20 protein-coding genes and 1 riboswitch are annotated in these 23,740 nt (G+C 72.1%); of the genes, 11 read left to right on the top strand and 9 right to left on the bottom strand.

Annotation, left to right across the window (positions count from 1 at the left end; translation table 11 throughout):
• The first annotated feature begins 16 nt into the window (after nucleotides 1-16).
• The 4 genes from B079_RS0100755 (at nucleotide 17) to B079_RS0100740 (ending at nucleotide 6,242) form a co-directional block, all read left to right on the top strand.
• Nucleotides 17-1,357 carry a sensor histidine kinase gene (locus B079_RS0100755; protein ID WP_026248228.1) on the top strand — a complete coding sequence of 447 codons (1,341 nt, stop codon included), beginning with the start codon at nucleotides 17-19 and terminating at the stop codon, nucleotides 1,355-1,357.
• 995 nt (nucleotides 1,358-2,352) lie between these two features.
• Nucleotides 2,353-3,024 (top strand): response regulator transcription factor, encoded by a 672-nt coding sequence (locus B079_RS0100750; protein ID WP_026248227.1) that lies wholly within the window; start codon nucleotides 2,353-2,355, stop codon nucleotides 3,022-3,024.
• A gap of 232 nt (nucleotides 3,025-3,256) precedes the next feature.
• Nucleotides 3,257-5,185: a 2-oxoacid:acceptor oxidoreductase subunit alpha gene (locus B079_RS0100745; RefSeq protein WP_018543862.1), complete on the top strand. Its 1,929-nt coding sequence runs from the start codon at nucleotides 3,257-3,259 to the stop codon at nucleotides 5,183-5,185.
• A complete protein-coding gene (locus B079_RS0100740; protein ID WP_018543861.1) occupies nucleotides 5,178-6,242 on the top strand; it encodes a 2-oxoacid:ferredoxin oxidoreductase subunit beta in 1,065 nt (354 codons plus the stop codon). Before B079_RS0100745 ends, B079_RS0100740 begins: the two co-directional genes overlap by 8 nt.
• A 12-nt stretch (nucleotides 6,243-6,254) precedes the next feature.
• Here the strand turns inward: B079_RS0100740 and B079_RS0100735 are convergent, their stop codons facing one another.
• A complete protein-coding gene (locus B079_RS0100735; protein WP_026248226.1) occupies nucleotides 6,255-6,659 on the bottom strand; it encodes a winged helix-turn-helix transcriptional regulator in 405 nt (134 codons plus the stop codon).
• Nucleotides 6,660-6,763: 104 nt separating this feature from the next.
• Between B079_RS0100735 and B079_RS0100730 the strand changes: the two genes are divergently transcribed.
• From B079_RS0100730 to B079_RS0100720, 3 genes are all read left to right on the top strand, one after another.
• Nucleotides 6,764-7,618, top strand: a complete 855-nt coding sequence (locus tag B079_RS0100730) for an SDR family oxidoreductase (RefSeq protein WP_018543859.1) — start codon at nucleotides 6,764-6,766, stop codon at nucleotides 7,616-7,618.
• Nucleotides 7,619-7,729: 111 nt separating this feature from the next.
• Entirely contained in the window at nucleotides 7,730-8,698 is a 969-nt protein-coding gene (gene rarD / locus B079_RS0100725) for an EamA family transporter RarD (RefSeq protein ID WP_018543858.1), read from the top strand.
• 105 nt (nucleotides 8,699-8,803) lie between these two features.
• Nucleotides 8,804-9,271: a VOC family protein gene (locus tag B079_RS0100720; RefSeq protein ID WP_018543857.1), complete on the top strand. Its 468-nt coding sequence runs from the start codon at nucleotides 8,804-8,806 to the stop codon at nucleotides 9,269-9,271.
• A 129-nt stretch (nucleotides 9,272-9,400) separates the two neighbouring features.
• Here the strand turns inward: B079_RS0100720 and B079_RS31100 are convergent, their stop codons facing one another.
• Nucleotides 9,401-10,003, bottom strand: coding sequence for a hypothetical protein (locus tag B079_RS31100; protein WP_018543856.1), 603 nt, complete (start codon nucleotides 10,001-10,003; stop codon nucleotides 9,401-9,403).
• A 202-nt stretch (nucleotides 10,004-10,205) separates the two neighbouring features.
• Here B079_RS31100 and B079_RS0100710 point away from each other — a divergent pair, with 202 nt between their 5' ends.
• The gene (locus tag B079_RS0100710; RefSeq protein WP_018543855.1) at nucleotides 10,206-10,793 is read left to right on the top strand and encodes a flavodoxin family protein; all 588 of its coding nucleotides are present in this window, start codon (nucleotides 10,206-10,208) and stop codon (nucleotides 10,791-10,793) included.
• Nucleotides 10,794-10,840: 47 nt separating this feature from the next.
• Here the strand turns inward: B079_RS0100710 and B079_RS0100705 are convergent, their stop codons facing one another.
• The 4 genes from B079_RS0100705 to B079_RS0100690 form a co-directional block, all read right to left on the bottom strand.
• Nucleotides 10,841-11,719 (bottom strand): ABC transporter permease, encoded by an 879-nt coding sequence (locus tag B079_RS0100705; RefSeq protein WP_018543854.1) that lies wholly within the window; start codon nucleotides 11,717-11,719, stop codon nucleotides 10,841-10,843.
• Nucleotides 11,706-12,701: an ABC transporter ATP-binding protein gene (locus tag B079_RS0100700; RefSeq protein ID WP_018543853.1), complete on the bottom strand. Its 996-nt coding sequence runs from the start codon at nucleotides 12,699-12,701 to the stop codon at nucleotides 11,706-11,708. The genes B079_RS0100705 and B079_RS0100700 overlap by 14 nt, the downstream gene beginning before the upstream one ends.
• Nucleotides 12,702-12,742: 41 nt before the next feature.
• Nucleotides 12,743-13,921 (bottom strand): LolA family protein, encoded by a 1,179-nt coding sequence (locus B079_RS0100695; protein ID WP_018543852.1) that lies wholly within the window; start codon nucleotides 13,919-13,921, stop codon nucleotides 12,743-12,745.
• Between the two features lie 247 nt (nucleotides 13,922-14,168).
• The gene (locus tag B079_RS0100690; protein WP_018543851.1) at nucleotides 14,169-15,179 is read right to left on the bottom strand and encodes a polyprenyl synthetase family protein; all 1,011 of its coding nucleotides are present in this window, start codon (nucleotides 15,177-15,179) and stop codon (nucleotides 14,169-14,171) included.
• A 615-nt stretch (nucleotides 15,180-15,794) separates the two neighbouring features.
• Nucleotides 15,795-16,018: riboswitch (cyclic di-AMP (ydaO/yuaA leader) on the top strand.
• 2 nt (nucleotides 16,019-16,020) lie between these two features.
• Between B079_RS0100690 and B079_RS0100685 the strand changes: the two genes are divergently transcribed.
• Nucleotides 16,021-16,521, top strand: coding sequence for a transglycosylase SLT domain-containing protein (locus B079_RS0100685; RefSeq protein ID WP_018543850.1), 501 nt, complete (start codon nucleotides 16,021-16,023; stop codon nucleotides 16,519-16,521).
• A gap of 43 nt (nucleotides 16,522-16,564) precedes the next feature.
• On the opposite strand, the gene B079_RS31095 is transcribed toward B079_RS0100685, so the two are convergent.
• From B079_RS31095 to B079_RS0100670, 3 genes are all read right to left on the bottom strand, one after another.
• Complete coding sequence (locus B079_RS31095) at nucleotides 16,565-17,425, bottom strand: Cof-type HAD-IIB family hydrolase (protein ID WP_051094930.1); 861 nt, start codon at nucleotides 17,423-17,425, stop codon at nucleotides 16,565-16,567.
• 1,053 nt (nucleotides 17,426-18,478) lie between these two features.
• On the bottom strand, nucleotides 18,479-19,684 hold the full coding sequence (locus tag B079_RS0100675; RefSeq protein WP_026248225.1) for an FAD-dependent oxidoreductase: 1,206 nt from the start codon (nucleotides 19,682-19,684) through the stop codon (nucleotides 18,479-18,481).
• 179 nt (nucleotides 19,685-19,863) lie between these two features.
• Nucleotides 19,864-21,132 carry an ATP-grasp domain-containing protein gene (locus tag B079_RS0100670; protein ID WP_234016723.1) on the bottom strand — a complete coding sequence of 423 codons (1,269 nt, stop codon included), beginning with the start codon at nucleotides 21,130-21,132 and terminating at the stop codon, nucleotides 19,864-19,866.
• Nucleotides 21,133-21,400: 268 nt separating this feature from the next.
• Here B079_RS0100670 and fahA point away from each other — a divergent pair, with 268 nt between their 5' ends.
• Both fahA and B079_RS0100660 read left to right on the top strand, forming a co-directional pair.
• A complete protein-coding gene (fahA, locus tag B079_RS0100665; protein WP_018543846.1) occupies nucleotides 21,401-22,612 on the top strand; it encodes a fumarylacetoacetase in 1,212 nt (403 codons plus the stop codon).
• 180 nt (nucleotides 22,613-22,792) lie between these two features.
• Nucleotides 22,793-23,731 (top strand): M56 family metallopeptidase, encoded by a 939-nt coding sequence (locus tag B079_RS0100660; protein ID WP_018543845.1) that lies wholly within the window; start codon nucleotides 22,793-22,795, stop codon nucleotides 23,729-23,731.
• Nucleotides 23,732-23,740 lie beyond the last annotated feature (9 nt).

Below are 23,740 nucleotides of genomic sequence, written 5' to 3'. Positions count from 1 at the left end.
GAGGCGGACCACGGCGATGGCCACCGAGTACGACGGACAGGGGTACCGGGTTCCCAGGGCATCCGGTGGGGGGCGGGGGCATCGTGTGCCCGCTGGGCTGCGGGCGCCGTTCGAGGGGCGGACGTGGCGGGAGTTCGGGTATGTGCTGCTGAGCCTGCCGATCGCGATCGTGATGTTCGTGTGGGCGGTGACGGCGGTGTCGCTCGGGGCGGGGCTGCTGGTGACGTTCGTCGGGATTCCGGTGCTGGCGCTGGGGCTGGCCGGGTGCCGGGGGTTCGGGGCGCTGGAGCGGGCGCGGGCGCGCGGGCTGCTCCGGGTCGACGTGGCCGAGCCCGAGCCGCTGACCGTGCGCGGCCCCGGCGCCCTCGCCTGGATCGGCGCCGTGCTGAAGAGCGGCAGCTCCTGGCGCAACCTCCTCTTCGCGCTGCTCCGCTTCCCCTGGGCGGTGTTCTCGTTCGCCGTCGGGGTGAGCTTCTGGACGTACGGCTGGGCGCTGCTGACGTATCCGCTGTGGTTCTGGGTGTTCCCGATGTACGCCGGGCAGGGCGGCATCCAGCTCTACGGCGACGAGCACCACAGCGTGTATCTGGACAACCCGTTCGAGATCACCGTGACCTCGCTGATCGGCCTGGTGTTCACGCTGGTCACGCCGTGGATCCTGCGCGGCCTGACCACGGTGGACGGGCTGCTGGTGCGCGGGCTGCTCGGTCCGTCGCGGCTCTCGCAGCGCGTGGAGCGGCTGGAGTCGGGGCGCGGGGCGGTGGTGGACACGGCGGCGGCGGACCTGCGGCGCATCGAGCGGGATCTGCACGACGGGGCCCAGGCGCGGCTGGTCAGCCTGGCCATGGACCTCGGGCTCGCCAAGGAGAAGCTGCGCGAGGACCCGGAGGCCGCCGCCCGCATGGTCGACGAGGCGCACGGCGAGGTGAAGACCGCCCTGCGCGAGCTGCGCGACCTGGCCCGGGGCATCCACCCCGCCGTCCTGACGGACCGGGGGCTCGACCCCGCCCTCTCCTCCGTCGCCGCGCGCTGCACGGTCCCGGTGACGGTCACCACCGACCTGCCGGGCCGCCCCGCCGCCGCCATCGAGGGCATCGCGTACTACACGGCCTCCGAACTCCTCCAGAACATCAGCAAACACAGCCGGGCCCACCACGCCACCGTCGACCTCTGGCGCACCGACGACCGCCTGATGCTGCTGGTCACGGACGACGGCGTGGGCGGCGCCGACCCCGCCAAGGGGTCCGGACTCGCGGGCCTGTCGGCACGGCTGGGCGCCGTGGACGGCCTCCTGGTGGTCGACTCCCCACCCGGCGGCCCGACCCGCATCACAGCGGAACTGCCTTGGCGGGCCTGACCCGACGCCCTGACGATGCCCTGGCGGGACCGAGCCGAGCACACGCACCAGGCCGAGCCGACGACCCCAGCGGGACAAGGCTGAGCGCACTCCCGGGACCGAGCCGGACGGCCTCGCCGAGCCAACGGCCCCGGCCGGACAAAGCCAGGCGCCCTGGCGGGACCGAGCCGTGCACACGCGCCAGGCTGAGCAGGCGGCCCACCCGGACGAAACCAGGCAGCCTCGCGAGACCTGCCCGGAGGCCGCAGCGGGGTCGAGCCGGACACACGCGCCAGGCCGAGCCGACGACCCCAGCCGGACGAACCGGGCGCACTCGCGGAACCAGGCCAGGCGCACGCGCCGGGCCGAGCCGACAGCCCCAGCCGGGCAAAACCGGGCAGCCTCACAGGACCGTGCCGGACACACATGCCAGGCTGACCCCGGGCAGCCCGGCCGGACGAAGCCGGGCGCCCTCACAGGATCGAGCCGCGCACACGCACCAGGCCGAGCAGGCGGCCCACCCGGACGAAACCGGGCGCCCCTGCGAGACCTGGCCGGAGGTCACAGCGAGGTCGAACCGGACGCGTCAGCAAGGCACAGCCGACGGCCCGGCCGGACGAAGTCGAGCGCCCTCACGGGACCTGGCCGGAGGCCGCAGCAGGGTCGAACCGGACACATCGGCGAGGCACAGCCGACAGGCCGCCCGGACGAAGTCGAGCAGCCTCGCGGGACCTGGCCGGAGGCCGCAGCGGAGTCGAGCCGGACGCGCGTCAGCAAGGCACAGCCGACGGCCGCAGCCAGACCGAGCCGGGCGGCCTCGCGGGGACTCGGTCCCGCGACCCCGCCCGAACCGAAGCACAACGCGGCGCCGCCCGGGCCGAAACACAAACGCGGCCCCGCCCGGGCCGAAGCACAGCCGAAGCACAACGGAGAAGCCCCCGCGCCCCCGCAATTGCGGGATGCTGGTCCGCATGGCGGAGAAGGTGTCGCAGCGGGCAGCAGGGGGCCGGGAGAGCGTGGAGAACAGGGTGCGTGTGGTCATCGCCGAGGACTCGGTGCTGCTCAGGGAGGGGCTGACCCGGCTGCTGACCGACCGGGGTCACGCGGTGGTCGCCGGGGTCGGGGACGCGAAGGCGCTGGTCAAGACCATCACCGAGCTGAACGCGGCGGACGAGCTGCCGGACGTGGTGGTGGCGGACGTACGGATGCCCCCGACCCACACCGACGAAGGCGTACGGGCCGCCGTAGAGCTGCGCAAGGCGCACCCGGGGCTCGGGGTGCTGGTCCTTTCGCAGTACGTGGAGGAGCGGTACGCCACCGAGCTGCTGGCCGCGTCCAGCCGGGGCGTGGGCTATCTGCTCAAGGACCGGGTCGCCGACGTGCGCGAGTTCGTGGACGCGGTGGTGCGGGTCGCGCAGGGCGGTACGGCTCTCGACCCCGAGGTCGTCGCCCAGCTGCTCGGCCGCAGCCGCAAGCAGGACGTGCTGTCCGGGCTCACCCCGCGCGAGCGCGAGGTGCTGGGGCTGATGGCGGAGGGCCGGACGAACTCGGCCGTGGCCAAGCAGCTGGTGGTGAGCGACGGCGCGGTGGAGAAGCACGTCAGCAACATCTTCATGAAGCTGGGCCTGACCCCGAGCGACGGGGACCACCGCCGGGTGCTGGCGGTGCTGACGTACCTGAACTCGTAGCGGCGAACAGAAGTAGCGGCGAACAGAAACCAGGGGCCACCTGGGGAGTGTCTTTCGAGTGGTCCCCGGCCGGGACGGGAAATCATGGACTGTCAGCCCGCCGAGGCCGTCCCGGGGAGCCGTCCACCATGTGGATGGCCTCGGAAGGCGACCCTAACCGACGTAGGGTTGATCCTGGACGGCCGGTGGGACGGCCGCCCATGAACAGCCGCCTCGAAGGAGGTCCAGTTCAGTGACCAGCCAGGTCAGCAGCCCAGCGGAACCGGCCGACGACACGGTCGTGGGAGAGCAGCACACACCGGGCGGCGCGAAGGACGTGCGGCGCCTGAACCGGGTGATCATCCGGTTCGCGGGGGACTCGGGTGACGGAATGCAGCTCACCGGCGACCGCTTCACCTCCGAGACCGCGTCCTTCGGCAACGACCTCTCCACCCTCCCCAACTTCCCCGCCGAGATCCGTGCCCCCGCGGGCACCCTGCCGGGTGTCTCCTCGTTCCAGCTCCACTTCGCCGATCACGACATCCTCACCCCGGGCGACGCGCCGAACGTCCTGGTCGCGATGAACCCGGCCGCCCTGAAGGCCAACATCGGCGATCTGCCGCGCGGCGCCGAGATCATCGTCAACACCGACGAATTCACCAAGCGCGCCCTCCAGAAGGTCGGCTACGCGGGCGACCCGCTGGAGGATGGCTCGCTGGACGGCTACCAGCTGCACCCGGTGCCGCTCACCACGCTCACGGTGGAGGCCCTGAAGGAGTTCGACCTCTCCCGCAAGGAGGCCGAGCGCAGCAAGAACATGTTCGCGCTTGGGCTGCTGAGCTGGATGTACCACCGGCCCACCGAGGGCACCGAGAAGTTCCTGCGGACCAAGTTCGCCAAGAAGCCGGACATCGCGGCGGCCAACATCGCCGCGTACCGCGCGGGCTGGAACTTCGGCGAGACGACCGAGGACTTCGCCGTCTCCTACGAGGTGGCCCCGGCCGCCCGCGCCTTCCCGCCGGGTCTGTACCGCAACATCTCGGGCAACCTCGCCCTGGCCTACGGCCTGATCGCCGCCTCCCGGCAGGCCGAACTGCCGCTGTTCCTCGGCTCGTACCCGATCACCCCGGCCTCCGACATCCTGCACGAGCTGTCCAAGCACAAGAACTTCGGTGTGCGGACCTTCCAGGCGGAGGACGAGATCGCGGGGATCGGCGCGGCGCTGGGCGCGGCGTTCGGCGGCAGCCTCGCCGTGACCACCACTTCCGGCCCTGGTGTGGCGCTCAAGAGCGAGACGATCGGACTCGCGGTCTCGCTCGAACTCCCGCTGCTGATCGTCGACATCCAGCGCGGCGGCCCCTCCACCGGTCTGCCGACCAAGACCGAGCAGGCCGACCTGCTCCAGGCGATGTACGGCCGCAACGGCGAGGCCCCGGTCCCGGTGGTCGCGCCGAGAACCCCGGCCGACTGCTTCGACGCCGCGCTGGAGGCGGCCCGGATCGCGCTGGCCTACCGCACCCCGGTGTTCCTGCTCTCCGACGGCTACCTGGCCAACGGCTCGGAGCCCTGGCGCATCCCGGAGCCGGACGAACTCCCGGACCTGACCGTGCAGTTCGCCCAGGGCCCGAACCACACCCTGGAGGACGGCACCGAGGTCTTCTGGCCGTACGCACGCGACCCGCTGACTCTGGCCCGCCCCTGGGCGATCCCGGGCACGCCCGGTCTCGAGCACCGCATCGGCGGCATCGAGAAGCAGGACGGCACGGGCAACATCTCCTACGACCCGGCCAACCACGACCTGATGGTCCGCACCCGCCAGGCCAAGATCGACGGCATCGAGGTCCCCGACCTCCGGGTGGACGAGCAGGACGGCGCCCGCACGCTGGTGCTGGGCTGGGGCTCGACGTACGGCCCGATCACGGCGGCGGTACGGCGGCTGCGCACGGCCGGTGTGCCGATCGCCCAGGCCCATCTGCGTCACCTCAACCCCTTCCCGGCCAACCTGGGCGAGGTCCTGGCGCGCTACGACAAGGTGGTGATCCCCGAGATGAACCTCGGCCAGCTCGCCACCCTGATCCGGGCGAAGTACCTGGTGGACGCCCGCTCCTACAACCAGGTCAACGGGATGCCGTTCAAGGCGGAACAGCTTGCCACCGCGCTGAAGGAGGCCATCGATGACTGACCCGGGCAACGGGCTGCTCCAGCTGGTCCCCAAGGCGCAGGCCAAGCAGTCCATGAAGGACTTCAAGTCCGACCAGGAGGTGCGCTGGTGCCCGGGCTGCGGTGACTACGCGATCCTCGCCGCCGTCCAGGGCTTCATGCCGGAGCTGGGCCTGGCGAAGGAGAACATCGTCTTCGTCTCGGGGATCGGCTGTTCCTCCCGCTTCCCCTACTACATGAACACCTACGGGATGCACTCCATCCACGGCCGCGCCCCGGCCATCGCGACCGGACTCGCCGCCTCCCGGCGGGATCTGAGCGTGTGGGTGGTCACGGGCGACGGGGACGCCCTCTCCATCGGCGGCAACCATCTGATCCACGCGCTGCGCCGCAACGTCAATCTGAAGATCCTGCTGTTCAACAACCGGATCTACGGCCTGACCAAGGGCCAGTACAGCCCGACCTCCGAGCTGGGCAAGATCACCAAGTCGACGCCGATGGGCTCCCTGGACGCGCCCTTCAACCCCATCTCCCTCGCGCTCGGCGCGGAGGCGTCCTTCGTGGCCCGCACGATCGACTCCGACCGCAAGCACCTCACCGAGGTCCTGCGCCAGGCCGCCGACCACCCCGGCACCGCGCTGATCGAGATCTACCAGAACTGCAACATCTTCAACGACGGCGCCTTCGACGCCCTCAAGGACAAGCAGCGCGCCGAGGAGGCCCTGATCCGCCTGGAGCACGGGCAGCCGGTGCGCTTCGGCGGCGCGGACGGTGAGCGCGGCGTCGTGCGCGACCGGGCGACCGGTGACCTGAAGGTCGTCGACGTCACCCCGGAGAACGAGGCGGACCTGCTCGTCCACGACGCCCACACCGACTCCCCCACCACGGCCTTCGCCCTCTCGCGCCTGGCCGACCCGGACACCCTGCACCACACCCCGATCGGGGTGTTCCGCTCGGTGGAGCGGCCGGTCTACGACACGCTCATGGCCGACCAGCTCGACACCGCGATCGAACAGCGGGGCAAGGGCGACCTGGCCGCGCTGCTCGCGGGCGGGGACAGCTGGACGGTCATCGGCTGAGGGTCACCGGTGCTACGAGGCCCGGGCGGCGGACGTGGCCCGGGCCTCGTCATACGTCCGGCGCGCCTCGTCCACCCGCTCCATGCGGTCGTGGGTCCACTGGGCCAGCGACCTGACCTGTTCGGCGGCCTCGCGGCCGAGCGGGGTGAGGGAGTAGTCGACGCGGGGCGGGATGACGGGCCGGGCGTCGCGGTGGACCAGGCCGTCGCGCTCCAGGGTCTGGAGGGTCTGGGTGAGCATCTTCTCGCTGACGCCCCGGCCGTTCCACCGGTCGATGGCGCGGCGCAGCTCGCCGAAACGGTAGGAGCGGTCCAGCAGCTCGATCAGGACGAGGACGCCCCAGCGGCTGGTGACGTGCTCCAGGACCAGCCGGTACGGGCACAGGGCCTCGGCCTCCGCCATGTCACTTACTGCCATGCCAGTACCTTACTTCAAAGTGGGTACTTTCACTTGGTTAGTGCCGCTCCTAGGGTGAGTGTCATACCGACCGCTGCTTGCCAGCCCCAAGGAGAGCGCATCCCATGAGCATCGTCGTCACCGGAGCCACCGGACACCTCGGCCGCCTGGTCGTGGAGCAGTTGCTGGAGAAGGTCCCCGCCGGGGAGCTCACCGCCGTCGTGCGGGACGAGGCGAAGGGCGCCGACTTCGCCGCGCGCGGGGTGCGGATCGCCGTCGCGGACTACAACACCCCCGAGACCTTCGACGGTCTCTTCACCGAGGGCGACAAGGTGCTGCTGATCTCGGGCAACGAGATCACCAAGGACCGCGCGGTCCAGCACCAGGTCGTCATCGACGCGGCCAGGGCGGCGGGGGTGGCGCTGCTCGCGTACACCAGCGCGCCGGGCACGCTGAACGTACGGCTCACCGCCCCGCACCGGGCCACCGAGAAGGCGCTGCTCGCCTCCGGGCTGCCGTACTCGCTGCTGCGCAACGGCTGGTACCACGAGAACTACACCGAGAACCTGGCGCCGGTCCTCGCGCATGACGCGGTGGTCGCGGCGGCGGGCGACGGCCGCGTCTCCTCGGCCGCGCGCGCCGACTACGCCGCCGCGGCGGTCGCGGTGCTGACCGGCGAGGGCCATGAGAACTCGACGTACGAGCTGGGCGGCGACACGGCGTGGAGCTTCGCCGAGTACGCGGCGGAGCTGAGCCGGGCGACCGGGCGGGAGATCGTCTACCGGTCGGTCTCCGTGCCGGAGCTGGAGACGATCCTGACCGGCGCGGGGCTGCCGGAGCCGCTGGTGGCGGTGTTCACCGAGGTGGACCAGGCGATCGAGCGGGGCGATCTGGTGGTCTCCGGCGGGGAGCTGTCGCGCCTGATCGGGCGCCCGACGACGCCGCTGGCGGTGGCGATCGAGGCGGCGCTGAAGGGGTGAAGGTTCTTCCCGGCCGTGTGTCATGACCGTATGGCGATACGGACATGACACGCGGCCCGGGGCGGCGCTACCTTCTTTCTCGCGTGGCTGGAATGCGAGAAGGAGGGGCCCGTGGCCGGGACGTCCAAGGGTGAGCACCGAATAGGTCTGCTGAACGGCTTCGCGGCCTATGGCATGTGGGGCCTGGTCCCCCTGTTCTGGCCCCTGATGAAGCCCGCCGGGGCGATGGAGATCCTGGCCCACCGGATGGTGTGGTCCCTCGTCTTCGTCGCGGTCGCGCTGGTCTTCGTACGGCGCTGGGCGTGGGCCGGTGAGCTGCTGCGGCAGCCGCGCCGCCTCGCGCTGATCACGCTGGCCGCCGCCGTCATCACCGTGAACTGGGGTGTCTACATCTGGGCGGTGAACGCGGGGCACGTGGTGGAGGCGTCCCTCGGGTACTTCATCAACCCGCTGGTGACCATCGCGATGGGCGTGCTGCTGCTCAAGGAACGGCTGCGGCCGGTGCAGTGGGCGGCGGTCGGGGTGGGCTTCGCCGCGGTGGTGGTGCTGACCGTCGGCTACGGCCACCCGCCGTGGATCTCACTCTGTCTCGCCTTCAGCTTCGCCACCTACGGGCTGGTGAAGAAGAAGGTCAACCTCGGCGGTGTCGAGTCGCTGGCGGCCGAGACCGCGATCCAGTTCCTGCCCGCGCTGGCCTACCTGATCTGGCTCTCCGTCCACGGCGGCGCGACCTTCACCACGGAGGGCCCCGGCCACGCCGCGCTCCTCGCCTCGACCGGCATCGTCACCGCCCTCCCCCTGGTCTGCTTCGGCGCGGCGGCGATCCGCGTCCCCCTCTCCACCCTCGGCCTCCTCCAGTACCTGGCCCCCGTCTTCCAGTTCATCCTCGGCATCCTCTACTTCCACGAGGAAATGCCCCCCGAGCGCTGGGCAGGCTTCGCCCTGGTCTGGCTCGCCCTGATCCTCCTGACCTGGAACGCGATGCGCTCCGCACGGCGAGCCCGGGTGGTGGCCCGGTCGGCCGCGGCCGTGCCGACGGCGGCCACGACTCCGGCCGAGGCGGCCACGGCGGAGCCCTGAGCCACCGGGATTCCGGGGAGAGCCCGACCTTCCCCGAGGGGCGCCGCGACGCACCGTTCCGTCGATCACCCGGCGCCCGGCCGCCCCTGCGGTTATAAGTGAGGGATGACGAACCCCTCCCCCGCCCCGCTGCACTGGAAGCTCGTCATCGACGCGGCCGACCCGCATGCGCAGGCCGACTTCTGGGCCGCCGCCCTGCGGTACGAGCCCGAGGACAACAGCGCGCTGATCGAACGGCTGCTGTCCTTCGGGGCGCTCGACGGCGAGGCCACCGTGGAGTACCACGGTCGTCCCGCCTTCCGTGACCTCGTGGGCGTCCGCCACCCCGACGACCCGTACGACCCCGCCACGGGCACCGGCCTCGGCCGCCGCCTCCTCTTCCAGCGCGTCCCCGAACCGAAGACGGGGAAGAACCGCCTCCACCTCGACCTCCACCCCGGCCCCGACCACCGCGCCGAGGAGATCACCCGCCTGAAAACCCTCGGCGCCCGCGTCCTGCGCGAGGTCTCCGAACCGGCGGGCGAGTGGGTGGTCCTGGCGGACCCGGAGGGCAACGAGTTCTGCGTGAGCTAGGCGCGCGGATCTGTTCCGCATGAACCTGCTGCCGACTTCCGAGTGTCCTCAAGGCCCTGGCAACTGGCCCCATGGGAACCGGCATGCCGCCCATCCGCTCGCTCCTGGCGGCACCGGCCGGCCGAGGGGCTAGGCCGGGCCCCCGGCGGATCGCGCTCGCGCCGCCAGGCGCGGCAGACGCCCCCGGGCCGACTCCAGCAGATGTGGGTCGTCCGTCGACGCCGGGCCCGGTTCTGTGGTCAGGAGGGTCCAGAGGGTGGTCAGGGTGTGGCCCAGGGGGAGGGCCACAGACGGGTCCGGGATCGCTCGCCAGGCGGTGGACGCGCTGAGGACGTTGGCGTAGGCCGCGGTGGGGTCGGTGGATTCGCGGTGGCGGTAGGCGAGGTTGAGGGAGAGTTCGCAGGCGTGGCGGACGTCGCCGGTCAAGTAGGCGATGTAGGCCGTGAGTTCACCCAGGGTCAGGACCTCGGGGTGGCGGGGGCCCAGGACTCGGGCCGCGTGGGCGATCGTCCGGGACGCCAGGGACGCCGCCTGGGTGGTGCGGCCGTCGCGGATCGCCTCGGCGATCGGGGCCAGGGGGCCGGTGAGGGAGTCGGAGAGGATTTCCTCGGCCAGGGTGTCGAAGCGGCTGGCGGCCGGGACCGGTTCGGTCTGCTGAATCGGTTCGGCAGGTGCCTTCCGCGCCGCCGGGATCGAGACCGTGCGCTTCTTCTCCAGACTCAGTCCGGACATCGTTCCCTCACTCCCCCGGCGCCGCCGTCCGGCCGTACGCCTCCTGTCTGCCAGTGTGCCGGGCCCTCCTCGGCCGGGCCGTCACCAGCGCGTCACAGCCTCGCATCAGCCGCGCGGAAAGGCCGCCCCGGGAATAAGTGTGTGTGCATAAAATGCTGGCGACTGTATCGAGGAAGCCGCCCGCCACCACCCCGGGAGAACCATGAACCGCCGCTTCGTCTTCGTTCTGGGCAGTGCCCGCACCGAGGGCAACACCGAGTTCCTGGCCCGCGCCGCCGCCGAGCAGCTCCCCTCCGACACGGAGCGGGAGTGGCTGCGGCTGTCCGAGCTGACGCTGCCGGAGTTCACCGATCTGCGGCACGACAGCGATCACGTACGGCCCGCCTCGGACACCCCGGCCGGACGGCTGCTGGACGCCACCCTCGCGGCCACGGATGTGGTGATCGCCTCGCCGCTGTACTGGTACTCGGTCTCGTACCTCACCAAGCACTACCTGGACCACTGGTCGGGCTGGCTGCGCATCCCCGGGCTCGGCTTCAAGGAGCACATGGCCGGGCGCACCCTGTGGGGCGTCACCGCGCTCGCGGGCGCGAACCCCTCGGTCGCCGACCCGCTGGTGGGCACGCTCAACAACTCGGCCGCGTACATGGGCATGAGGTTCGGCGGCGTCCTGCTCGGCAACGGCAGCGCGCCCGGCGACGTACGCAAGGACACCGACGCGCTGGCCCGCGCCAAGACCTTCTTCGCGGGCGAGGCGCCCCTCGCGCGCTTCCCGCACCAGGACGCCTGAACCCGTACGCCTGAGCCCGTACGCCCGAGGCCCGCGCGCCGTAAGTCCTACGCCTCGATGTCCCGCGAGGTGAACCGCGCCCACGCCGCCGCGCCGAACACCGCGACGTACAGCCCCTGGAGGCCGAGGTTGCGCCCCACGTCCTCCCAGGGGACCGGGTCGCGCAGCAGGTCGGCGAAGGACAGCCAGTAGTGGGAGAAGAAGTACGGCTGGAGGGCGTGCAGCTGGGGCAGCTGGTCGAGGATCTGGACGGTGATGAGCAGGCCGACCGTGGTCGCCATCGCCGCGATCCCGCTGTTGGTCAGCGTCGACACGAACAGGCCGAGCGCGGCCACGCCGGTCAGGGAGGCGGCCACGACCAGCGCGATCAGCAGGGCGCGGCCGATGCCGTCGGCGAAGGAGATCCGGGTGCCGGAGATGGTGGTGACGTCGCCCAGCGGGAAGAGCAGCGCCCCGACGATCAGCGCGGTGACGGCGACGACGAGCGTGGCGAGCAGACAGAAGGCCACGACGGTCGCGTACTTGGTCAGCAGCAGCCGGGTGCGGCCCGCCGGGGCGACCAGCAGATAGCGCAGGGTGCCCGCGCTCGCCTCGCCCGCGATCGCGTCCCCGGCGACGACCCCGACGGCCATCGGCAGGAAGAACGGCAGGGTCGCGGCCAGCGCCGTGAACACCAGGAACAGGCCGTTGTTGGTGATCTGCGACAGGAAGGCCGGTCCGCCGCCGCCTCCCCCGGCCGAGCCGCCGTCGCTGGTCTCGGCCTTCACCGCGATCCCGATCAGTACGGGTACGGCCGCCAGTACGGCGAGCAGCACGAGGGTACGCCAGCGGCGCACCGTGATCACCAGCTCGCTGCGCAGCAGCCCGAGCGTCCACAGCGGGCGCGGGGCCCGGGGGACGGGGTACGTCGGCTCAGCCCGCGACATCGAAGCCCTCTCCGGTCAGTGCCACGAACGCGTCCTCCAGCGAGGCGCGTTCGAGTGTGAAGCCGCGGACCCGGACGCCCGCCGTCACCAGGGCCGCGTTGATCTCGGCGAGGTCCCGCGCGGGCGGTGCGCCGGTCACCCGCTCGCCCTCGACGGCCACGTCCGCGACGCCCTGTTCCTTGAGCACCCGGGCGGCGTCCGCCGGGTCCGGGGTGCTCACCACGAGCCGTCCGTGCGCCCCGGCGGCCAGCTCGGCCACCGCGCCCTGGACGACCAGACGGCCCCGGTTCATCACGGCCGCGTGGGTGCAGACCTGCTCGATCTCGTCCAGGAGGTGGGAGGAGAGGAAGACGGTGGTGCCGTCGGAGGCCAGCTCGCGCACGAGGGTACGGATCTCCCGCATGCCCTGGGGATCGAGGCCGTTGGTCGGCTCGTCCAGGACCAGCAGACGGCGCGGCTGGAGCAGGGCGGCGGCGAGACCGAGGCGCTGCTTCATCCCGAGCGAGTACGCCCTCGCCTTCTTCCCGGAGGCGGCGGCGAGACCGACCCGGTCGAGGGCGGCGGCCACGCGGGCGCGCCGGGTGCGGGGGTCGGCGGTGGGGTCGGCCGCGTCGTAGCGCAGGAGGTTGTCGCGGCCGGAGAGGAAGCCGTAGAGAGCCGGGCCCTCGATGAGCGCGCCGACCTGCGGCAGGACGGCCCGGCCGGCGCGGGGCATCGGGCGGCCGAGCACCTGGGCGGTACCGGAGGTCGGCTCGATCAGCCCCATCAGCATCCGGATGGTCGTGGTCTTGCCCGAGCCATTGGGCCCGAGGAAGCCGAAGACGCTGCCCGCCGGGACGGTCAGATCGAGTCCGTCCACGGCGAGCTGACCGCCGTAGCGCTTGGTGAGGCCCTGGGTGGCGATCACCGGACCGGCGCCGGACCAGGCCGAAGAACCGGCCTCGGATCTCCCGGGCGCTTCCGCGGAGGACGGCTCGTTCATCGGCTCCCCAGTCATGCTCGTCCTCCGCGGAAGCGGACCCGTCAGTTCTCGGCGTCGGCCGTCTTCAGGAGGGTCTGCTTGGTGACCGCGCCCGCGTAGACCTTGCCGTCGTCGGTGATCAGGGCGTTGACCAGGCGGGTGGAGAAGACCGTGCCCTTGCCGAAGTCGCCGGTGACCTGGTCGCCGAGCGAGCCGAGGAAGCCGCCCGCCGAGCCGGAGGGCATCCCGCCCTTGGCGCCGGTGTCGAAGGTGGCGACGCTGGTCCAGCCCTTGCCGATGACCTTGCCGCCCTCGGCCGCGCCGCCGAACAGCGCGCCCGGACCCCCGGCGTGCTCCCGCTTGCCGGAGTCCTTCTCCTCGGTGACCTTCGCGCCCTTGGGCGGGGTGAAGTCGAAGGTGGAGGCGGCGGGCTTGGCGAAGGAGACCTGGGTGAAGCCGGTGTCGACGACGGGCTTGCCGCCGCTCTTCGCGGTGAGCGTGAACTTCAGCGGCGTCCCCGTCTTCGCGTCCACCGCGATGGTGACCGCGCCGACGGTGCTGCCCTGCTGCTTGGGCTTGATCAGCAGCTTGTAGGCGTCGCGCCCGGCGACCCGCTCGGTGCCGCCCACGGTGACGGACGTGGTGTCGTCCACCGCCTTCAGGGCGTTCTCGGCGAAGTCCTGGGGCGTGCCGTGGCGGTCGTCCTCGCGCTCCTTGCCGTGCTGCTCGGCGGTGCCGTGGAAGACCTCGTTGCTGCCGCTGTCGTAGCCCCAGACGTCCTTGCCGTTGTGGATGAGGCTGTACTCCGCGCCGCGCTCGCGCAGCGAGAGCTTCTGCTTGTCCGGGCCGTCGGCGGCCACGCGCAGGGTGTGGGTGCCGGAGGCCAGCTCGGTGAGCTTGCTGCTCGGGTCGGCGGAGGAGCCGTCGTGACCGCCGGAGCCGGAGCCCAGGCCGTTCTCCAGACCGCCGAGGTCCGGCAGACCGAGGTCGGTGCTGATCTTCACCGTGCCGGACAGCCGCTGGACGTCCGAGCGGGCGATCTTCTCCACGAGCTGCTGTGCGCTGATCTTCGGCAGATCGGGGTCACCGGTGTCGGCGAGTGCCGGGACCAGGCCGATCGTGGCCGCGGCCACCCCCGTCACCGCGACCGGAACGACGTACCGGACGGCCTTGCGACGGCGGGCGCGCGGGTTCTCGTCCGGTGCGGTGCCCCTGGTGTCGTCGGATGCGTACGGTGCCATGTGTGCCTTACCTCCGTGGTCGGCGGCGGCTGCCCCTCGCGATAATCCACCCAGCCGCCATTCTCACCCGAATCGGTGAGCAGTGGTGGTTTCCGTGGTCACCATCAGACCAAATCGGCCGCGTGAACACGTCAGTCCACGGAGCCAACTCGGCGTACACCTGCGGTATGACGCAGGGGGCGGTCCTGCCCGCCCGACCCGTAGGGGTCGTACGGGCGGCACCGCCCCCTGTCGTACGTCTGCCCGGTCAGCCGGTGCGGTGCACCACCGCGTCGCACAGTTCCAGCAGGGCCGCCTTGGCCGTGCAGTCCTTGAGGGGGGCCAGCGCGGCGCGGGCCTCCTCCGCGTACCGCACGGCGTCGCGGCGGGCCTGCTCCAGGGCCGGGTGCGACCGGAGCGCGGCCAGCGCCTCGGCGTGCCGGGTGTCGTCGGTGAGGTCGGAGTCGAGCAGCTCGCACAGCGCGACGTCCTCCGCGTCGCCGAGCCGGGCGGCGCGCTCGCGCAGCCGGAGCACCGGCATCGTGGGGATGCCCTCGCGCAGGTCGGTGCCCGGGGTCTTGCCGGACTCCCGGGTGTCGGAGGCGATGTCGAGGACGTCGTCGCACAGCTGGAAGGCGACGCCGAGGCGCTCGCCGTACTGGGTGAGCACGTCCACCACGGTCTCGTCGGCGCCGGACATCATCGCGCCGAACCGGCACGAGACGGCGACCAGGGAGCCCGTCTTGCCGGAGAGCACGTCCAGATAGTGCTCGACCGGGTCGCGGCCGTCCATCGGACCCGCGGTCTCCATTATCTGACCGGTGACCAGCCGCTCGAAGGCGAGGGCCTGGACGCGGACGGCCTCCGGGCCGAGGTCGGCCAGTATCTGCGTCGCGCGGGCGAAGAGGAAGTCTCCGGTGAGGACCGCCACCGAGTTGCCCCAGCGGGTGTTGGCGCTGTCCACACCGCGGCGCACGGCGGCCTCGTCCATCACGTCGTCGTGGTAGAGCGTGGCCAGGTGGGTCAGCTCCACGACGACGGCGGAGGGCACGATGCCCGGGGCGTACTTGTCGCCGAACTGGGCGGCGAGGAGCACGAGCAGGGGACGGAACCGCTTGCCGCCGGCCCGCACGAGGTGCTGCGCGGCTCCGGTGATGAAGGGGACCTCGCTCTTGGTGGCCTCTAGCAGGCCCTCCTCGACAGCCGTCAATCCGGCCTGGACATCGGCTTCCAGTGCCTGGTCCCGCACGCTCAGCCCGAACGGCTCGCCGACGGTCACGAGGGGTCTCCTGTCTGCTGGTGTCTGCTGGCGACTACACGGTTTGTCGATAGGTCGCTGCCATCACTCGGCTCAGCGTATCCGGTCGCGTTTGCATCACCGCTCTCACCCACCGGTCCACCACGGGTGGTATCGGGTCACAGCGGTTGTCTTCTTCTATTGCGGACATGGACGGACATTCATCGACTTAACAGGACGATGTGCCTGCTGTCGGCGGACGGCGCGCCGGGCGGGTGTCCGGCCGACCCCCATGCGGAGGGGGGTCTCTTCTCCAACGAACGGGACCACCCCAGAGGTTCCGCACCCGACCGGACCGACACTCCCTAATACCCACAGACGGATCAAATCCACCTAATCGCCCATGTCTGACTTTGCGTATTTTGCGGTTTCGTGAGTTGGGTCACCAGACACACCGGGGCGGCCGACAGGTCCCAAGTACCCCGCTCGCCTTGCTTCATGGGGCAGTTGAGCGTGCGCGAGCGCAAAGGATCAAGTACCCCAATTGGGGCAAGTCAAGATCAACCATGGCTTTATGTGAATCCGGCACTTGTTCCGGACATGTGCTCTCGCATACGTTCCGGCCCGTCGGGCGACGCCGAATCCTGCCGGGCCCGACACACCCACTCGACGAACTCATTTCGTACGGCAGGAGCGGGGGAACCAGGTAGGCCGCCGGGATGGGTCGACGCGCGTCGACCCCGCAACGGCTCGGGGTGAAGCCGCGACTTCGTGTCCATCGGGCACGGAGCGTTCGTGTCCGACGGACACGGATGTGAGCGGCCGGGCACCTCCCCGCCCGAACCCGACAGCTCACCTCGCAGGCGCCGGAGAGGAACGTGTCATGACTGCTGCCGCTCAGCCGCGCCGTGCCCGCGCCCAGCGCATCGTCCGTACGCTCGCCGTCACCGGTACCGGTGCCGCCGTGCTCGCGCTGCCGTTCATCGGTGCCACCAGCGCCTCCGCCGCCCCGGCCGCCGCGCCCGCCGCCGCTCCGGCTGCCGCGACCACCCCGGCCGGGTACGCGAACAACCTCGACGGCTGGATCCGCGAGTCCCTCGCGATCATGGCCCAGAAGGGCATCCCGGGCACCTACAACGGCATCCACCGCAACGTGATGCGCGAGTCCTCGGGCAACCCGCTCGCCATCAACAACTGGGACATCAACGCCATCAACGGCACCCCGTCCAAGGGCCTGCTCCAGGTCATCGACCCGACCTTCACCGCGTACCACGTGGCGGGCACCTCCTTCGACCCGTACGACCCGGTCGCGAACATCACGGCCGCGTGCAACTACGCCTGGCACCGGTACGGCTCGATCGACAACGTCAACGGCCCGTACTAGGCCGTAGGGGACGTTTCCCGGGGCGGGGCGCCCGTAGGTGAGGTCACCTATGGGCGCCCCGCCCCTTCTTCTCCTGATTCTCCTGACCCTGGGGCCGAAGCCCGTACACCCGCTCCAGGACGACCGCGACGCCGTCGTCCTCGTGGGAGAGGGTGATCTCGTCCGCGACCGCGCGCAGTTCACGGTGGGCGTTGGCCATGGCGACGCCGTGAGCGGCCCACTGGAACATGGGGATGTCGTTCGGCATGTCGCCGAAGGCGATGGTGTCCGCGCGGCCGAGGCCCAGGTGTTCGGCGGCCAGGGCGAGTCCGGTGGCCTTGGTGATGCCGCAGGGCTGGAGTTCGACGGTGCCGGGCCCGGACATGGTGACCGTGGCCAGCGAGCCCACGACCGAGCGGGCGGCCTCGGTCAGCTCGTCGTCGGACAGTCCGGGGTGACGCAGCAGCACCTTGCTGACGGGCGCGCGCCAGAGGTCGTCGCGCCGGTCCACCCGTACGGCGGGCAGCGTCGGGTGGGGCATCAGATAGCCCGGCTCGATCAGGGTCAGCCCGTCCACCCCGTCCTGGTCGACGGCGGCGTACACCTGGCCGACCTCCGCCTCGATCTTGCCGAGCGCGGTCTCGGCCAGCTCCCGGTCCAGCCGCACGGACCACAGCATCCGCCCGGCCCCCGCGTCGTACACCTGCGCCCCCTGCCCGCACACCGCGAGCCCGCCCGCCCCCAGCGACTCCAGCAACCCCCGCACCCGCGGCACCGGCCGCCCGGTCACCACCAGATGCCGCGCCCCTGCCCTCACGGCCCCTGCCAGAGCGGCCCGCGACCGCCCCGAAACGGTGTCATCACCACGCAACAGCGTCCCGTCCAGGTCGGTGGCGATGAGTGCGGGAAGGGGAGGTGCGGCCATGATCAGAGAATACGGACGCGGGGGGTCTCCGACTCATGGGCGGGGTACGGGAGTTGCACGCGGTCGTCGGGTGACGGCGCGGGTCGCCCGGGGGCCGGGACACCCCAGGCCGCCATGACGGCTGCACCTCGACCGGGTTCCGGACGCGGCCCGATCGCCTGGCGGCAACGCCATGACCGCACCCGGTCGGCTCGCGTCGGCCCCGGGGTGCTGTCCAGCACAGCCGGGGACTGTCTCAACGCGGTCAAGTGCGGGCCGCCAGGCGCAACCGGGGCGGCCGACGCGCTACCGGGAGACGACCCGGCCGGGCGCCGAAACACAAGCGAGAACGGCCCGACGGCTGCCCGATGCGGCCAAAACGCAGCCGGACGTGACCTGGAGGTAGCCGCAACACGGTCCGGCGGGGGCCACCCGGAAACGACCGGAGGAGCTACCGGCGCGTGTCCGAGGTGCGGCCAAGCGGCTGCCCGGGACGCAGCCCGGTGCGGCCGGGAGCCTGCCGCAGCGCGGTCGAGGGCGGCCTGACCGGGCGCCACCGAGCGGCTATCGGGACGCGGTTCGGGCGGCCAAGGTGCCCTCGGGGCGGCCCGGTCGGGTGACCGGACGCGCCCCGGGAGCTGCCGAGTCGCGGCCGGGGCGCAGTCGGCGGCTACCCGTGACGGTCTCGGGCTGGCACCGGAACACGACCGAGGCGCAGTCCCATGGGCTCCCCCAGGTATGGCCAGGGCGCTGCCGGTATGTGCCCGAGCGCAGCCGCGGCAAGGTCGGGTGCGGATGCCCGGACATACCCGAGGTGCAGCCGGTGACTACCCGGGACGCGCGGCCGGGGCGCGACCGGGAGACGCCGCAGCCTGCCACCGAAACGCGAGCGAGAAACCGGTACGACCGCGCGGCCCGGGAGCAGCCAGCCGCAGCGCGGTCGGAACCGAGGTGACCGGACGCGACCCGGGGTGCTGCCAAGGCGCAGGCGGTGGCTATCGGTGACGCGGGCCTTTGGGGTCGGTGGCTGCCCGGGGGCGGACCGGCGCGTCGGAGCCCGGGGCCCCGCGGCCCTCAGCCGTGTGCCGCAGCCAGGTGCTTCGCCAGGCGTGGGGAGGCGAATTGCGTGCCGCAGACGAAGCGCATCACCGGGCCGTAGGAGGAGGCTGCGGGGAGGCCGGTGAAGTAGAGGCCGGGGAGGGAGGAGACGTAGCCGGGGCCGAGGCAGGGGGTGCCTCGGGTGGTGGTGAGGTGGGTGTGGAGGGTGGGGCTCAGGAAGTCCATCGCGGAGATGTCGACGCGGTAGCCGGTGGCGGCGATGACGTGGTCGGCGGTGAGGTGTTCGGTGCGACCGCCGTGGGTGAGGACCTTGAGGACCGGGGCGCCGTCCGAGACGTCCGTGGAGACGACCCGTTGGACCTCCTTGACCTGGACCTTTCCCTCGAAGCGGTCGCGCAGCCACCACGCGCCGAGCGGGCCGAGGACCCGGCGGACGAGGTGGTGGCGGACGGGGTCGGGCAGGAAGCGGTAGGGGTCGGCGTGGTAGCTGAGCGCCCACAGGGACCAGGCGCGGCCGAACGGCGACTCGGGGCGCAGGCGGGGCTGCTCCCAGGGCGGGGCGCCGAAGGCCACCCGGCCCCGGCCGCGCGAGACCACCCGCACCTGGGCGCCCGCCTCGGCGGCCAGCGCGGCCGTCTCCAGCGCGGACTGCCCCGCGCCGACGACGATCAGCTCCTTGCCCGAGAAGCGGCCGAGGTCATGGTGCTCGTAGACATGCGAGACGGGGGCGGCGGGGCCGAGGGCGCCAGAGGCCGGGCCCGCCAGCTCGGGGGGCAGATGGGCGAGCCCGGAAAGCCCCGTCGCCACCACCACCGCGCGCGCCTCGAACGCCTCCCCCGAGTCCAGCTTCAGCTCGAAGCCCCCGCTCCCCCGCGCCCGCTCCACGGAGACCACCCGCACCCGCTCCAGGCCGGGCACCAGCTTGCGCTGGAACCACTGCCCGTAGGCGATGAAGGTCTCCACCGGGATGATGTCCTCGTCGGTGACCAGCCGCCTGATCCCCGCCGCGTCGCAGTAGTCCGCGAGGGTGTGCCCCGGCTGCGGGCAGTCCAGACTGGAGGCGGCGGGCGTCGACTTCAGCAGCATCCCCTCGGGCATGTGGTCGCGCCAGCTGACCATGGGGTCGCCGAAGACACGGACGGGCAGCCCCCGCGCCCGCAGATGGGCCGCGGTGGACAGGCCGTACGGCCCCGCCCCGACGACTGCTACCGGTCGCATCACGAAGTCCCTCCCAGGACGCGTTCGCGCCACCCTCGTGGCCTTGCCGCTTCGTCTTGCCCGCGCGTTGTCCTCGCGCGTCACCTGCGCCTTGCCCGCACCTTGCCCGCACCTTGCCCTCGTGTCGCCTCGCGGCGGATCAGCGCCGCCGCATGGACCGGCTCGCGTCGCCGCCGCCTGGATCAAGTGCCGCCGCCACCGCGCCGGTTGGTCCGCCACAGCCCGTAGAGATGCTTCGCGCCCGGCCGTACGAAGCGGGCCAGCATGGTGACGAACGGCATCGGGTCGTCCGCCGCGAGCCACGCTAGTTCCGTGCCGCTCGCCCGCGCCGGGGCGTGCGGCGTGGTGTAGCCGCTGCGGCGGTAGGCCAGGAGCGCGGGCAGGTCGATGTTCTCCACCACATACCGGTTCCCGGAGCGCTGCGCGCCCTCGGGGACGGGCCGCCCGGTGAGATTCAGATGCAGGGCGCGTACGACGTCGATCCCGGACTCGCTCTCGAAGAGCCGGAACTGGGCGCCCATCCGGGGGTTGAAGTCCAGGAGTTTGTACCGCCCGTCGCGCCGGTCGAAGCGCAGGTCCAGGTCGATGACCCCGCTGAAGCCGATCTCCTTGATGAACCGGGCGGCCAGGTCCGCGAGTTCGGGGTTGTCCACGACGTACGCGTGCGCCGTCATCCCCGCGTGCGGCGGCCAGGAGCGCACCTTGACCCCGGTGAAGAGCGCGAGCGGACCCGCGTCGGCGTCGAAGCAGCCGTGCACGATCCAGTCCTCGGCGGACTCCCTCGGCAGATACTCCTGGAGGATGACGCCGGGGTCCTCGCCCCAGTCGCGGGCGAGGTCGAGCAGTCCCGCGCGGGTGGCGATCCGGGTGGTGCCGCCCACGGCGGGCCGGCTGCGCCGGACGAACGCCTCGCGGTTCTTGGCCACCACCGGGAAGCGGGCCCGCTCCGCGAACTCGGCTATCTCGGCGTACGAGCGCGGGAACACCGTCACCGGGGTCGCGATCCCGTGCTCCTGGCACAGCTCGTGCAGCCCCTGCTTGCTGGCGAGGCGGCGGGGCAGCGCGGCCTCCACGCGCGGGAAGAGGAAGGGTCCGGCCAGCGCGTCCTGGTGCTCCGCGATGAGGACGGCGGCCTCTTCGTCGGTCGGGATCAGGACCGTGGGGCGCCCGATGCGGCGGCCGATCCGCAGCAGCCCCTCGACCAGGTGCTCCGGTTCCTCGGCCCCGGTGGTCGGCCAGACGAAGGCCCGCTTCAGATAGCGGGAGGCGGCGGCCGGGGTGTAGGCGTCCTCGGTGATCGCGTACATCGGCACGCCGAGCCTGCCGAGGCTGCGGATCGCGCCGACTCCGCCGTGGTGCAGCGGATAGCCGCCGAACTTGACTATGAGACCGGGCACTTCACGGTCCGCCTGGACCGGCGTGCGGCTTCCGGCCACGGGTCGTCCCCCCACGTGTCCCCCCTTTGGACCGGACCCACCCCGCCCGTGTCCCCCAAGGACGCTAAGCCGGAACACTTCCCTCCGACAAGAGCTATTCGGACATTGCGAACTCTTTAGCCATGGGGCGGACAACTGTGTGGCGGCCGTCCGAAACGGCCACGGAACCGCTCGTCAACGCGGTTGAGGGTGCTGCCAATCCAGCTGTCCCGGCCGTAACGTGTGGGCCGACCACATGGATGGCCACACCAGGCACGGTCCGGATGAGAGTGAGGCGGCACTCATGCCCCCCTTCGACGTCCCCGAGGGCGACCCCTTCGGCCCGCACAACCTTCCCTATGGCGTGTTCTCGCCCTCCGACGGCGCCGAACGGAGGGTCGGGGTCCGGCTCGGCGACCGGGTGCTCGACGCGGGCGCGGTCGCCACGGCGCTCGGCTCCCCGGACGCGGACCTGCTGGCGCGGCCCACGCTGAACACACTGCTCGCCGCCGGACCCGAGGCGTGGTCGCGGGTGCGCACCGCGCTGACCACCTGGGTCACCGACCCCGCCCACGGCACCGTCGTGGCGGCCCACCTCCACCCGCTCGCGGAGGTCCGGCTCCATCTCCCCTTCGAGGTGGCCGATTACGTCGACTTCTACGCCTCGGAGAACCACGCCCGTAACGTCGGCCGCATCTTCCGCCCCGACGCCGCGGACTCGCTCACCCCCAACTGGAAGCATCTGCCCATCGGTTACCACGGCCGCGCGGGCACGGTCGTCGTCTCCGGCACCGATGTCGTACGGCCCTCCGGGCAGCGCAAGGGCCCCGGCGACCCGGAGCCCGTCTTCGGTCCCTCCGTCCGGCTGGACATCGAGGCGGAGGTCGGCTTCGTGGTCGGCACGCCGTCCGCGCAGGGCGTCCCGGTGCCGCTGACCGCCTTCCGCGAGCACGTTTTCGGGCTGTGCCTCCTCAACGACTGGTCCGCGCGCGACATCCAGGCCTGGGAGTACGTCCCCCTCGGCCCCTTCCTCGGCAAGTCCTTCGCGACCTCGGTGTCGGCGTGGATCACCCCGCTGGCCGCGCTGGAGCACGCGCGCGTGGCACCTCCCGAGCGCACGCACCCCCTGCTCCCCTACCTGGACGACTCCGGCACCGAGCCCGGCGGCTACGACCTGCGCATCTCGGTCGCCGTCAACGGCCAGGTCGTCTCCGAGCCGCCCTTCTCCACCATGTACTGGACCGCCGCCCAGCAGCTCGCCCACCTCACGGTCAACGGCGCCTCCCTGCGCACCGGCGACCTCTACGCCTCCGGCACGGTGAGCGGGCCCGCCGAGAACCAGCGCGGCTCCCTGCTGGAGCTGACCTGGAACGGCCGCGATCCGCTGGAACTCCCGGACGGGAAGCGGGCGTTCCTGGAGGACGGCGACGTGGTGACGCTGTCGGCGTGGGCGCCGGGGGCGGACGGGACGCGGATCGGCCTGGGCGAGGTGAGCGGGCGGGTCGTGGGGAGTTGAGCACGGGTGGCGGTGGCCACGGGTGGTGAGGCCGGGCCGCCGACGCGCAAGTCCCCACCGGGCCGGGTCGCTTCCCCCTTCGGCCCGCAGGACGACTGACGGACGGCCCTCCCCGCGTCATACTGGCGTAACACGCACCACCGCCCCGCACCCTTGGCCACCAGGAACCGGAGCCCCGGCATGACCGTCTGCCTGCTCCTGCTGAGCACCGTCGCGCTGACGGCCGCGCTGCCCGCGCCCCGCGCGCTCACCCGGGCCGCCTGGCCCGACCGGGAGCCGGTGGTGGCGCTGTGGGTGTGGCAGTGCCTGGTCGCCACCGTGCTGCTGTGCTGTCTGACCGCGCTGGTGCTGGGCGCGGCGGCCGTCTTCCACACCGTCCGCGACCATGTGTTCGCGCCCGCCCCGCCCGCCGTCACCGCCGCGTACGACCTCTCGGCCGCGCCGCCGTGGGCCGCCGTGCTCACGGTGCTGCTGGCCTCCGGGGCCGCCTGGACCACCGCCATGCTGGCCCGCGAGCTGACCGAGGTGCGGCGGCGGCGCGGGGTGACCCGGGCGCACCTGGACGAGCGAGCCCCGGAGCTGCCCGCCGGGCTGCCCTCGGGGCGCGGTCCGCTGCTGGTCCTGGAGGACGAGTACCCGGACGCCTGGTGGCTGCCCGGGCATCCGCCCCGCCTGGTCGTGACCACCGGGGCGCTGCACCGGCTGACCGACCACCAGCTGGACGCGGTGCTCACCCATGAGCGCGGTCACGCCCGCGCCCACCACGACTGGCTGCTGCATCTGTCGAGCGCGCTGGCGACGGGCTTCCCGCGCATCCCGCTCTTCGCACACTTCCGCGACCAGACGCACCGGCTGGTCGAACTCGCCGCCGACGACACCGCCTCCCGGCGCTGCGGCCACCTCACCACCGCGCTGGCCCTGATCGAGCTGAACCAGCACCGGGGCGTGCTGTCCTGCGCCTCCAGCCGCCGGTTGCTCGGCGAGCGCGTGGACCGCCTCCTCGAGCCCCCGCCCCGGCTGCTGCGCAGGCAGCGGGCGCTGACCACGGCGGTGGCCGCGCTGGTCCCGCTGCTGCCCCTCCTGATCACCTTCGCGCCGGGGCTGACGGCTCTGGCGTGAGCGCCGACG

This window comes from Streptomyces sp. LaPpAH-108, assembly GCF_000373625.1.
Taxonomy (GTDB): domain Bacteria; phylum Actinomycetota; class Actinomycetes; order Streptomycetales; family Streptomycetaceae; genus Streptomyces.
The sequence above is the reverse complement of the archived record's forward strand: the minus strand, read 5'-3'. Positions and strand labels throughout refer to the sequence as shown.